A 12045-nucleotide genomic window follows, 5' to 3' on the forward strand; every position below is an offset into this window, starting at 1 on the left:
GCTGGCAAGCGGAGCGCCGCCCGGGCAGCGCCTACGAGGGATGGGCCGGTGAGAGCGCCTTCGCTGGCAAGCCAGCTCCTACGGGGGCTGGATCGGTGTATTCAGGCTAGAGGTTTTTCGCCAGGTCGCGCAGGACGAACTTCTGGATCTTGCCGGTGGAGGTCTTGGGCAAGGTGCTGAAGACCACGGTACGCGGCACCTTGAAGCCCGCCAGGTGTTCGCGGCAGAAGGCGATGATCTCGGCTTCGCCCACGTCCTGGTGATCGGCCTTGAGGGTGATGAAGGCGCACGGGGTTTCGCCCCATTTTTCGTCGGGCCGGGCCACCACCGCCGCTTCCAGCACCGCCGGGTGGCGATAGAGCACGCCTTCGAGCTCAATGGTGGAGATGTTCTCGCCGCCGGAAATGATGATGTCCTTGAGCCGGTCGCGGATTTCGATATAGCCGTCCGGGTGGGTCACCCCCAGGTCGCCGGTATGGAACCAGCCGCCCTCGAAGGCTTCGGCGGTGGCGCTGGGGTTCTTCAGGTAGCCCTTCATCACGGTGTTGCCGCGCATGAAGATCTCGCCGATGGTCTGGCCGTCCCGGGGCGTGGGGTCGAGGGTTTTCGGATCAGCCACCATCAGCCCTTCCAGGGTCGGGTAGCGCACGCCCTGGCGCGACTTGATCTGCGCCCGCTGCTCCAGCGGCAGCTCGTCCCAGGCGGCGTGCCAGGCACACAGGGTCACCGGGCCATAGACCTCGGTCAGGCCGTAGACGTGGGTGAGCTTGATGCCCATCTCCTCCACGGCGCCGATCACCTTGGCCGGTGGCGCGGCCCCGGCGACCATGGCGTTGACCGGGTGGTCGATGGCCGCCTTGGCCGATTCCGGCATGTTCACCAGGGCATTGAGCACGATGGGCGCACCGCACAGGTGGGTAATCTGGTGCTCGCGGATCAGGTTGAGGATCTTCTGCGGATCGACCCGACGCAGGAACACATGCACCCCGCCCAGGGCGGTGACGATCCACGGGTAGCACCAGCCGTTGCAGTGGAACATCGGCAGGGTCCAGAGGTACACCGGGTGGTTGCCCATGGCCCAGATCATCTGGTTGCCCAGGGAATTGAGGTAGGCGCCGCGGTGGTGATAGACCACGCCCTTGGGGTTGCCGGTGGTGCCCGAGGTGTAGTTCAGGGCAATGGCCTGCCATTCGTCTTCCGGCCACTGCCAGGGGTACTCCGGGTCGCCCTCGGCGAGAAAAGCCTCGTAGTCCAGGTCGCTGACCGCCTGGCCTTCGCCGTATTCCGGATCGTCGACATCGATCACCAGCGGCGGGTGATCGAGCATGGCCACGGCCGCGTGGATCACCCCGTGGAACTCGCGGTCGGCGATCAGCACCTTGGCCTCGCCGTGGGCCAGCATGAAGGCGATGGCCTCGGCGTCCAGGCGCACGTTGAGGGCATTGAGCACGGCGCCGATCATCGGCACGCCAAAATGCGCTTCGAGCATCGCCGGGATGTTCGGCAGCATCACCGCCACCGTGTCGTTCTTGCCGATGCCGCGTCCGGCCAGGGCCGAAGCCAGGCGCCGGCAGCGGCTGTAGGTCTGGGCCCAGGTGCGGCGAATCGAACCGTGGATCACCGCCGGATACTCGGGGTAAACCGCAGCGGTGCGTTCGATGAAGCTCAAGGGGGAGAGGGCGATATGGTTGACGGCAGACGGCGCGAGGCCTTGCTCGTAGATGGACATGGTTCGGGTACCCGGTGGCTGATTATTAGCTCTATTGGCCGAGGCTTGGGTGGCGCGTGCTGTGTACCTGAGGGACACCCACTGCAGGAGCCGGCTCGCCGGCGAAGGCGATCTCAAGAACACCCTGGCCCGTAGGAGCTGGCTTGCCGGCGAAAGCGCTCTTACGGGCCCCTTCGCTGGCAAGCCAGCTCCTACGGTCAGGCGATCCTTATCAGGCGTTCCTTACAGGTACACAGCACACCCAGCGAAAGCTCGGTGACTTATCCGGGGTCTTTTATATACTGTTTGTCGATTGATATGGAAGTACTACCTGAGTTGTATAGTAGTTGTACTATATTAAAAAAAACGCTGTTGCCACCCACAGGTTGATCGACCATGCCCACCTCCACCCACCTGAGCCGCTGGTTGCAGCTACAGCGCCAAGGCCAGTTGCCGGACTCGCCCTGGCTGGGCCACGACCCGCAGCCGAGCCTGCTGCTGGACGCCCGGGCGCAGCCGCTGGACCTCAATCCGGCACTGCGCCAGTGGCTGGACGATGCGGCCACTGGCGATCTCGCGGCGCTGCTGCCGATCAACCATGCGGCCCTGGTGCGCGCCTGCCTGGAGCAGCAGCGTGCCATCGAACAGGTGGAAGCCCAGTGGGGCGAACGCATCCTGCTCTGGAGCTTCATTCCCGACCCCCTGCACCAGCGGGTGCTGGCGCGCTGTCAGGAGGCCACCGCCCAGGTCCAGGCCGAGCGCGACTCGGCCCAGGCCCGGCGCCTGTACCGGCTGATCACCGAGAACACCACCGACCTGATTTCCCGGCACACCCCGGACGGCCGCTTCCTCGATGCCTCGCCGGCGTCCTGGACCCTGTTGGGCTACTGGCCCGAACAACTGCGTGGCCTGCTGGCCCGCAGCCTGTTCCACAGCCAGGGCCTGGCCGGGCTGATGCAGCGCACCCGCGACGCCCTGGAGCAGGACGGCTACCACACCATGACCTACCGCATCCGCCATCGCGACGGTCATTACCTGTGGTTCGAAACCGCCTGCCGGGGCATCCGCGACACCTACACCGGCACCGTGGTGGAAGTGGTGGCGGTGTCCCGGGACATCACCGCCCGGGTCCAGGCCGAGGAGAACAAACGGCGCCTGGCCGAAGTGGTAGAGGCCAACCCCGACCCGGTGCTGTTCATCCAGCCCGGCGGCGCGGTGACCTACCTCAACCCGGCGGCGCGGCGCACCCTGGGGCTGGCGGCCGATCAGGCGATGCCCGGCCTGGCCTCGATACTCAGCGCGCACGTGCTGGACAGCCTGCAGCGCGAGGGCTGGGAGCGCGCCGAGCGCAGCGGCCGCTGGAGCATCGAGGCGCGCCTGCAACCGCCGGCCGGCGGCGCCTCGGTGCCGGTGTCGCTGATGCTCCTGGCCCACCGCGCGGCCAGTGGCGAGCGCTTCTATTCCCTGGTGGCCCACGACCAGAGCGAGCGCGAACTGCGCGAGGCCCAGCAGCGCCATCACCAGGACGAACTGGCCCACAGCGCGCGGCTGGTGACCCTGGGCGAACTGGCCTCGGGCATCGCCCATGAGATCAACCAGCCCCTGGCCGCAGTGGTCAATTACGCCAATGCCAGCCAACGTTACCTGCAAGCCCTGGACACCCAGCCCGAAGCCGCGCACAAGGTCGCCCAGGGCCTGGAGCGAATCGCCGAACAGGCGACCCACGCCGCCGAAGTGATCAAGCGCCTGCGGGCCTTCCTGCGCAAGGGCGGGCGCCGGGTGCAGGCCCTGGACCTCGCCGAAGTGGCCCGGGAAACCGTGCGCCTGTGTGCCTGGGAAGCCCAGGCCAGCCAGGTGACGATCGACTTGCACCTGGCGGATAATCTGCCGCCGGTGTACGCCGACCGGGTGCTGCTGGAGCAGGTGCTGCTGAACCTGCTGCGCAACGCCATTGAAGCCAATCGTGAAGTGCATGGGCAGCAGGGCTCGCACATTGTCCTGGCGGCCGAGGCGAGGAGCGAAGGCGGGGTGCAGATCAGCGTCAGCGACCAGGGCCCCGGGGTCTGTGCCGAGCAACTGCCGCAGCTGTTCACCCCGTTCTACACCAGCAAGGCCAACGGCCTGGGGCTCGGGCTGTCCATGAGCCGCAGCATCGTCGAGGGCTTTGGCGGCGACTTGCAGGCCCAGCCCCAGGCGGTGGGCCTGCGCATGTGCTGCCGGCTGCCGGCCAGCGCCCCGGCCGACCCCCCGGCAACTTCCCAGGCAACTTCCCCCGCAACGACAGGAGCAAGGCAATGACAAGTGAGGCGCAGCAGCTGGTGTACGTGGTCGACGACGACCCGGGCATGCTCGACTCCACCGTCTGGCTCCTGGAGTCGGTGGGGCTCAAGGCCGTGCCCTTCACCAGCGGCCGGGAGTTTCTCGAACACTGCGACCCCAGCCTCAATGCCTGCGTGCTGCTGGATGTGCGCATGCCCGGCATGGGCGGCCTGAATGTCCAGGAAGAGCTGCGCCAGCGCGATATCCACCTGCCGCTGATCTTTGTCAGCGGCCACGCCGATGTGCCCATCGTGGTCCGTGCCTTCAAGGCCGGTGCGGTGGATTTCATCGAGAAGCCCTACAACGAACAGCTGCTGCTGGACAGCGTGCAGCAGGCCCTGAGCCGCGCCGACCGCCATCAGCACCAGAGCGCCGGGCAGGCCCGGGTGCAGGCGCTGCTGGAGAGCCTGACGCCGCGGGAGAAGGACGTGCTGCTGCCCCTGGTGCAGGGCTACAGCAACCGCGAGATCGCCGAACAGCTGGGGGTCAGCATCAAGACCATCGACCTGTATCGCTCACGGGTGATGAAGCGCATGCAGGCCGAGCACCTGCCGCAGTTGGTGGGCATGGCGATTGCCGCCGGCCTGGTGGACCCGCTGCAACTGCGCTGAGGCTCATGCCACCGCGCTGTGCAGCGGTGCGCCACCCAGCAGGCGCTCGATGGCGCCGCTGAGCAGGTTTTCCAGCAGCGCCTCACGTTCACGCTCGGCCAGCGGTTGCTCGCTGAACCAGCTGGGGGCGCTGTTGAGCAGGTTGGCCAGGGCATGGGCGGCGGCGCGCTGGGCCGCCGGGCCGAGGCCGGGCGGGGTGCCCAGCAGTTGCAGCAGCTGTTGCTCGTAACGCTCGCGCAATTGCCCGACCCGCACCTGCTGGTCGGGATTGAGGCAGCCGCTGTCACGTTCCACCAGGCGAAAATGCCGCGGCAATTCCCGGTGCAGCTTCAGGTGGGCGCGAATCAGCGCCGGCAGGCAGTCGCCCTGCAACTTGCGCCTTTGCAGGCGCTTGAGGGTGCTGTGCAGCTCATCGAAGAACTCTTCAATCAGGTCCAGCAGCAGGTGCTGCTTGCTCGGGTAATGGTGGTACAGCGAGCCCGGGGTCAGCCCCAGATGGCTCGCCAGCTCACGCATGCCGACCTGGCCGAAGCCCTTGCTGGCGAACAGCTCCAGGGCCTTGTCGCGGCTTTCGGCAAAGCGTGAGCAGCGCTCAGCCATAGTGATGGAAACCCCGACCGGTCTTGCGCCCCAGGTAACCGGCGGCAACCATTTCCTTGAGCAGCGGCGCGGGGCGGTACTTGCTGTCGTTGAAGCCGTCGTAGAAGGCTTCGAGGATCGCCAGCAGGGTGTCCAGGCCGATCAGGTCGGCCAGGGCCAGCGGGCCGATCGGCTGGTTGCAGCCCAGGCGCATGCCGGCGTCGATGTCCTCGGCGCTGGCCAGGCCTTCCTGGAACACCAGGATCGCCTCGTTGATCATCGGCACCAGGATGCGGTTGACCACAAAACCCGGGCGGTTGCCGGCGGTGATCGCGGTCTTGCCCAGGCGCTCGGCCATATTCATGGCCAACGCGTGGGTCGCGTCGCTGGTCTGCAGGCCGCGGATCACCTCGATCAGGCCCATCACCGGCACCGGGTTGAAAAAATGCAGGCCGATGAAACGCTCCGGCGCGCTGACGCTGGCGGCCAGCTGGGTGATCGACAGCGACGAGGTGTTGGAGGCGATCACGCACTCGGCGCTGACCCGGGCGGCGATCTGCTGCAACACCTTGAGCTTGAGGTCGAGGTTCTCGGTGGCGGCTTCGATCACCAGCTGCGCGTCCTTGAGCGCACTGTAATCGGTGCTGATGCGTATCCGACCCAGGGCGGCGAGCTTGTCGCCTTCGCTCAGGGTGCCCTTGCTCACCTGCCGGTCGAGGTTCTTGCCGATGGTGGCCAGGGCCTTTTCCAGGGCGCCCTGGGCGATGTCCAGCAGGGTCACGTCAAAGCCCGCCTGGGCGCAGACCTGGGCAATGCCGTTGCCCATGGTGCCGGCGCCGATCACCCCGATATTCGCAAGATTCATCTTCAGCTCTTCCTTTGTTCATGGCCTTCGCGGAGCATGGCGCGGTTGCCTTGCCCAGCGCGTTATCCAGCGCGAGTCTAGAGCCGCACACGGTGGCCGGCCTATGCCGAAAGCGGTCAAGGGTGCTGGCGTTTTTTGCCATAGGTCCTGCTACGGGAGCACAGCCTCTACATGCGTGAAACGGATTCGGTCGCGGTCTACTTTGTCCGGGTGATGACCCACGCCCTGCGTGAGCAGCCGCAGCGGCTGGCGGCGGTACTGAGGGAGGCCGGCATCGACCCGGCGCTGCTCGACCAGCCTCGGGCGCGGGTGCCCGGCAGCGCCTTTGCCGCGCTGTGGCTGATCCAGATCCGCGAATTGCAGGACGAATTCTTCCAGCTCGACTCCCGTGGCATGCCGCCGGGGGCCTTTGCCCTGATCTGCCGCGGACTGATCCAGGAACCCAACCTGGAGAAGGCCCTGCGCCAGTGCCTGAACAACTTTGGCCTGTTTTTACGGGACGTCGGCGCCCACCTCAGCGTGCGCGGCAAGCGCGCGGTGATCAGCGTTGAAAGCCACTGCGCCGACCCGCTGCGCGGCCACTACGCCGAAGAAACCCTGCTGGTGCTGATCATCAGCCTGCTGTGCTGGCTGGGTGGGCGGCGGATCCCCATCGACCGCGCCGACTTTCGCCATTCCCGCCTGAGCCTCAGCGACGATGCGCTGCTGTGGGGCAGCAACCTGAGCTGGAATGCCGGGCGCACCGAGATCGAATTCGCCAGCCGCTTCTTGCGCCTGCCGGTGGTCCAGGACCTGGCCTCGCTCAAGGTCTTCCTGCGCAGCGCCCCGCAATGGCTGGTGATCCGTTTTCGCAACCAGCACGGCCTGACCCGCCAGGTGCACCAACGCCTGCGGGGCAGCCACTACAGCCAGTGGCCGACCCTGGAAGCCTTTGCCCGCGAAGTGCAGATGAGCGCCAGCACCCTGCGCCGGCGCCTGGAGCGCGAGGGCGGCTCCTATCAGGAGATCAAGGACGAAGTGCGCCGCGGCGTCGCCGTCGAACTGCTGCGCCGCACCCACGTCAGCATCAGCGAGATTGCCGAACTGACCGGCTTCCAGGAGCCCAGCGCCTTCCACCGCGCGTTCAAGAAATGGACCGGCGAAAGCCCCGGGCGCTACCGCGCCCGCCTCAACCCCACCCTGTAGCCGCTGCCGCAGGCTGCGCACGGCTCCGCAGGAGACGCGGGGATTTTGAAGGCGCTGAAGATTCGCCGGGAGACCGCCAAGCAAGGCCCTGCGGACCTTTGCGCAGCTTCGCCAAGGCTCAGCAGCGGCTACACAGACCGCAGGGATCGCAGGGGCGGTTCCTGTAGCCGCTGCCGCAGGCTGCGCACGGCTCCGCAGGAGACGCGGGAATTTTGAAGGCGCTGAAGATTCGACTGGAGATCGCCAGGCAAGGCCCTGCGGGCCTTTGCGCAGCTTCGCCAAGGCTCAGCAGCGGCTACACAGACCGCAGGGATCGCAGGGCCGCGTCCTGTAGCCGCTGCCGCAGGCTGCGAACGGCTCCGCAGGAGACGCGGGGATTTTGAAGGCGCTGAAGATTCGACTGGAGATCGCCAGGCAAGGTCCTGCGGACCTTTGCGCAGCTTCGCAGGCTCAGCAGCGGCTACAGGTTTTCATTGGGGTTAGACCGGGCTGCGGCCGGGCATCTGGATGCCGTGCTGCTGCACGCGGCGGTACAGGGTGGCGCGGGAGATGCCCAGGGCCTTGGCCGCCGCCACGGGTTTCCAGCGGTGGCGCACCAGGGCATCCAGCAGGGCCTGGCGTTCGGGGCTGGTGGCGCTTTCCTGGGCGGGCAGGGCGCCTTCGGCTGCTGTGCCGCGCAGTTGTTCGGGCAAGTCATGCAGTTGGATCAGCGGCCCTTCGCACACGGCGCAGGCGTAGCGCAGCACGTGGCGCAGTTGCCGCACGTTGCCCGGCCAGCGGTAGCCCAACAGGCACTCCAGCGCCGCATTGCCCAGTTGCACCGGCGCGCCGCAGCGCTTGGACTCTTCTTCGACTATCTGGGTGATCAGTGCCAGCCGGTCGCTGCGTTCGCGCAGCGGCGGCAGTTGAAAGCGCGCGCCACCGAGGCGGAAATACAGGTCCTCGCGAAAGCTGCCCTCGGCCACCAGGGCTTCCAGGTCGCGGTGGGTAGCGCAGATCACTTGGATGTCCACTGCCTTGCGTTGCGCGGCCCCCAGGGGCGCCACTTCACCCTCGGCCAGCACCCGCAGCAGGCGGGTCTGCAAGGCCAGGGGCATGTCGCCGATTTCATCGAGGAACAGGGTGCCGCCATCGGCCTGTTGCAGCAGCCCCTGCATGCCCTTGTTCGAGGCTCCGGTAAAGGCTCCGGCGACATAGCCGAACAGCTCGCTCTCGATCAGGTTCTCGGGAATCGCCGCGCAGTTCACCGCGACAAAGGGCCGGTCCCGACGCTGGCTGGCCTGGTGCAACTGGCGGGCGAAGACTTCCTTGCCGGAACCGGTCTCGCCCTGGATCAGCACCGGCAAATGCCGGTCCTTGACCCGCACCGCCAGGCGCAGGCTCTGTTCCACTCGCGGGTCCAGCGACTCGCCGGCCAGGCTCAGGCGCGGGCGGCTCGGCGGCCGGCGCGGCGCCTGCAAGCGGCCATGCAGCTCGGCGGACAGCGGGCACAGGACCTCGTCTCGGGCGCGTTGCAACAGTTGCGGGTCGAACACCTGGGTGATGTGCTGCGGCAACTGGCCATAGCGGCGCAGCAGGTAATGACGCGCCGCCGGGTTCAGGGCCCGCAGGCAGCCGTCGTCGTCCCAGGCCAGCAGGTAGTCCGGCTGGCTGTCGACATAACCCGGGCTGGCATGGGCCCGCAGCACCCAGTAGCCCTGGGCGCTGTTCATGAAGAACGCCTGTTCGATCTCCCGCGCGCTCTGCACCACCATCTGCCGGATCAGGTGCTGGGAACGGCGGTCATCCGGGGAGCGCACTGCCGACACGTCCAGCACCCCCAGCAGCTCGCCCTGGGGATCGAACACCGGGGCGGCGGAGCAGGTCAGGCCGATGAAGGCGGCACGAAAATGATCGCGCTTGTGCACGGTGATCGGCGTGCGCGCGGTGAGCACCGCGGCCACGCCGCAGGTGCCTTCTTCACCCTCCGACCAGCAGGTGCCCAGGTACAGCCCGGCCTTGCGGCAGTCGTTGCGCAGGGTGGATTCCACCCGGTAGTCGATGGTCTGGCCCTGGGCATCGGTGAGCAGCACGCAGTAGTCGGCGTCGCGCACCCGGCCATGCAGGCGCGCCACTTCTTCGCTGGCAATGCGCAGGAACAACTCGGAGCGCTCGCGGCATTCCTTGAGCACGTTTTCCGAGAGGATGCGCGGCCCCTGCAGCGAACCGGGGTCGAGTTGGTGCTGCTCCATGGAGCGCCGCCAGGAGTCGAGGATCAGGCTCGGCACCGGCGCCTGGGGCAGGTGCGCGGCGTTTTTCAGGACCCGGCTGACGCAGTCCACATGGGCTTTGGAATGTGCGGAAAGCATGAAGGCCTCCGGTTGCAGCTTCTTATCGTTGTCGGCGCATTAAGCGCCGATCCGCCGCCCTGGACAAGCACCGAACGCCGCCGGGACGGCAGTGAGACGCAACGTCTCAAGGTCTCGCCCAGGCCCCGTGCAGCCTGACATGCGACGTCTCACGGGCGGCTGGCTTCAACGCGTCGCAGCAAGCCTGTCAGCCGCTCTGGAACGGCCTTTTTCAGAGATTTTCCGACAACTGGCACCGGCCTTGCTCTGGCCCTTGGCAACCAGTCCCCGGCAACCCGCGTCGACTGGCCCATCGAAGAATAAGAACGAGGTGCCCAATGTTTTCTCCTGCCTGTGCTCCGCCCGCGGTGAGCCCATGAACCGCCGCCCCCTGACCGTCGGCATCATCGCCAACCCGGCTTCGGGCCGTGATGTGCGCCGCCTCACCGCCAATGCCGGGCTGTTCTCCAGCACCGACAAGGTCTCGGTGATCCAGCGTCTGCTGGCGGCCTTTGGCGCCACCGGCATCGAGCAGGTGCTGATGCCCACCGACATGACCGGCATCGCCGCCGCGGTGCAGAAGAACAGCCGCAGCCGCCAGGCCCGGGAGCAGCACTGGCCGGCCCTGGAGTTCCTCGACCTGACCCTGCGCCAGAGCGTCGAGGACACCCGCCAGGCCGCGCGCTGGATGGCCGAGCGCGGGGTGGCGCTGATCGCCGTGCTTGGCGGCGACGGCACCCACAAGGCGGTGGCCGCCGAGGTTGGCGACATCCCGCTGCTGACCCTGTCCACCGGCACCAACAACGCCTTTCCGGAGCTGCGCGAAGCCACCAGCGCCGGGCTGGCCGGCGGGCTCTACGCCAGCGGCCGGGTGCCGGCCGAGATCGCCCTGCGGCGCAACAAGCGCCTGCTGGTGCGCGAACCGTCCCGGGGCCTTTGCGAGGTGGCCCTGGTGGACGTGGCGGTGTCGCCCCTGGCCTTCGTCGGCGCCCGGGCCATCAGCCGTGGCAGCGACCTGGCGCAGGTCTTCGTGACCTTCGCCGAACCCCAGTCCATCGGCATTTCCGCGCTCTGCGGGCTGTGGTTGCCGGTGACCCGCCAGGACCCCCACGGCGCCTGGATGCGCCTGGACCCGCAATCCCCCGAAGCGCTGCTGGTGCCCCTGGCCCCCGGCCTGCTGCAGGGCTGCGGGGTGCTGGAGGCTGGTTATCTGCAACCCAATGAGCCCCAGCCGCTGTGCCTGAGCGCCGGCACCCTGGCCCTGGATGGCGAGCGCGAGATCGAATTCAACCCCCACGACCGGCCCACGGTCACCCTGGATGCCGGCGGCCCGCTGAGCATCGACGTCAACGTGGTCCTGGCCCACGCGGCGCGCCAGCGCCTGCTGGCCATCGACCGCCATCACCGGCAACACCCCGTGAACCTTCAGTCCGAAGACACCCTGGAGAATAAAAATGTCGACACCCCTGACCACTGACCAGTTGCTCCACGCCTACCGGGTGATGCGCACCATCCGCGCATTCGAAGAACGCCTGCACGTGGAATTCGCCACCGGCGAGATCCCCGGTTTCGTCCACCTCTATGCCGGGGAAGAAGCCTCCGCCGCCGGGGTCATGGCCCACCTGCGCGACGACGACTGCATCGCCTCCAACCACCGCGGCCACGGCCATTGCATCGCCAAGGGCGTGGACGTCTACGGGATGATGGCGGAGATCTACGGCAAGAAGACCGGGGTCTGCCAGGGCAAGGGCGGCTCCATGCACATCGCCGATTTCGAGAAGGGCATGCTCGGTGCCAACGGCATCGTCGGTGCCGGGGCGCCGCTGGTGGTGGGCGCGGCCCTGGCCGCCCGGCTGCAAGGCACCGACGGCGTGTCGGTGGTGTTCTTCGGCGACGGCGGCTCCAACGAAGGCGCGGTGTTCGAGGCCATGAACATGGCCTCGGTGTGGAACCTGCCGTGCCTGTTCATCGCCGAGAACAACGGTTACGCCGAGGCCACGGCCTCCAACTGGTCGGTGGCGTGCGACCACATCGCCGACCGCGCCGCCGGTTTCGGCATGCCCGGGGTGACGGTGGACGGTTTTGATTTCTTCGCCGTGCACGAAGCCGCCGGCGCCGCCGTGGAGCGCGCCCGGGCCGGGGAGGGGCCGTCGCTGATCGAGGTCAAGCTGACCCGCTACTACGGCCACTTCGAGGGCGACGCCCAGACCTACCGCGCCCCCGACGAGGTCAAGCATTACCGCGAGCACAACGACTGCCTGATGCAGTTCCGCGAGCGCACCACCCGTTCGGGCCGGGTGCAGGCCAGCCAGCTGGACCAGATCGATGCCGACGTGGACGCGCTGATCGAGGACGCGGTGCGCAAGGCCAAGTCCGATCCCAAGCCGAGCCCCGCCGACCTGCTCAGCGACGTTTACGTCGCCTACCCATAACGCCCCATAGAACAACAAG

Annotated in this window: 8 protein-coding genes and 1 pseudogene; 5 read left to right on the forward strand and 4 right to left on the reverse strand. The window is 67.5% G+C overall.

The window, feature by feature from the left end:
- Positions 1-106 precede the first annotated feature (106 nt).
- A complete protein-coding gene (locus PST29_RS10885; RefSeq protein ID WP_060843035.1) occupies positions 107-1729 on the reverse strand; it encodes an acyl-CoA synthetase in 1623 nt (540 codons plus the stop codon).
- A gap of 375 nt (positions 1730-2104) precedes the next feature.
- Between PST29_RS10885 and PST29_RS10890 the strand changes: the two genes are divergently transcribed.
- Positions 2105-4006: a PAS domain-containing sensor histidine kinase gene (locus PST29_RS10890; RefSeq protein WP_060843036.1), complete on the forward strand. Its 1902-nt coding sequence runs from the start codon at positions 2105-2107 to the stop codon at positions 4004-4006.
- Positions 4003-4638, forward strand: coding sequence for a response regulator transcription factor (locus tag PST29_RS10895; protein ID WP_060843037.1), 636 nt, complete (start codon positions 4003-4005; stop codon positions 4636-4638). Before PST29_RS10890 ends, PST29_RS10895 begins: the two co-directional genes overlap by 4 nt.
- Positions 4639-4641: 3 nt before the next feature.
- Here the strand turns inward: PST29_RS10895 and PST29_RS10900 are convergent, their stop codons facing one another.
- The gene (locus PST29_RS10900; protein ID WP_060843038.1) at positions 4642-5238 is read right to left on the reverse strand and encodes a TetR/AcrR family transcriptional regulator; all 597 of its coding nucleotides are present in this window, start codon (positions 5236-5238) and stop codon (positions 4642-4644) included.
- Positions 5231-6082, reverse strand: a complete 852-nt coding sequence (locus PST29_RS10905; protein WP_060843039.1) for a 3-hydroxybutyryl-CoA dehydrogenase — start codon at positions 6080-6082, stop codon at positions 5231-5233. Before PST29_RS10905 ends, PST29_RS10900 begins: the two co-directional genes overlap by 8 nt.
- Before the next feature lie 171 nt (positions 6083-6253).
- Here PST29_RS10905 and PST29_RS10910 point away from each other — a divergent pair, with 171 nt between their 5' ends.
- Complete coding sequence (locus PST29_RS10910; protein ID WP_060838473.1) at positions 6254-7267, forward strand: AraC family transcriptional regulator; 1014 nt, start codon at positions 6254-6256, stop codon at positions 7265-7267.
- 479 nt (positions 7268-7746) lie between these two features.
- Here the strand turns inward: PST29_RS10910 and PST29_RS10915 are convergent, their stop codons facing one another.
- Positions 7747-9615, reverse strand: coding sequence for a sigma-54-dependent Fis family transcriptional regulator (locus tag PST29_RS10915; RefSeq protein WP_060843040.1), 1869 nt, complete (start codon positions 9613-9615; stop codon positions 7747-7749).
- Positions 9616-9970: 355 nt separating this feature from the next.
- On the opposite strand from PST29_RS10915, the pseudogene PST29_RS10920 reads away from it, so the two are divergent.
- Positions 9971-11046: pseudogene (locus tag PST29_RS10920) on the forward strand (ATP-NAD kinase family protein).
- A 2-nt stretch (positions 11047-11048) separates the two neighbouring features.
- A complete protein-coding gene (locus PST29_RS10925; RefSeq protein WP_060843042.1) occupies positions 11049-12026 on the forward strand; it encodes a thiamine pyrophosphate-dependent dehydrogenase E1 component subunit alpha in 978 nt (325 codons plus the stop codon).
- The last annotated feature ends 19 nt before the right edge of the window (positions 12027-12045 follow it).

It is taken from the genome of Pseudomonas sp. St29, assembly GCF_001547915.1.
Taxonomy (GTDB): Bacteria; Pseudomonadota; Gammaproteobacteria; order Pseudomonadales; family Pseudomonadaceae; genus Aquipseudomonas.

What these genes read in the sequence shown, in the direction of transcription:
- PST29_RS10905 (WP_060843039.1), bottom strand. Translation starts at nt 6,082, where the DNA reads ATGAATCTTGCGAATATCGGGGTGATCGGCGCCGGCACCATGGGCAAC.
- PST29_RS10885 (WP_060843035.1), bottom strand. Translation starts at nt 1,729, where the DNA reads ATGTCCATCTACGAGCAAGGCCTCGCGCCGTCTGCCGTCAACCATATC.
- PST29_RS10915 (WP_060843040.1), bottom strand. Translation starts at nt 9,615, where the DNA reads ATGCTTTCCGCACATTCCAAAGCCCATGTGGACTGCGTCAGCCGGGTC.
- PST29_RS10925 (WP_060843042.1), top strand. Translation starts at nt 11,049, where the DNA reads ATGTCGACACCCCTGACCACTGACCAGTTGCTCCACGCCTACCGGGTG.
- PST29_RS10895 (WP_060843037.1), top strand. Translation starts at nt 4,003, where the DNA reads ATGACAAGTGAGGCGCAGCAGCTGGTGTACGTGGTCGACGACGACCCG.
- PST29_RS10910 (WP_060838473.1), top strand. Translation starts at nt 6,254, where the DNA reads ATGCGTGAAACGGATTCGGTCGCGGTCTACTTTGTCCGGGTGATGACC.
- PST29_RS10900 (WP_060843038.1), bottom strand. Translation starts at nt 5,238, where the DNA reads ATGGCTGAGCGCTGCTCACGCTTTGCCGAAAGCCGCGACAAGGCCCTG.
- PST29_RS10890 (WP_060843036.1), top strand. Translation starts at nt 2,105, where the DNA reads ATGCCCACCTCCACCCACCTGAGCCGCTGGTTGCAGCTACAGCGCCAA.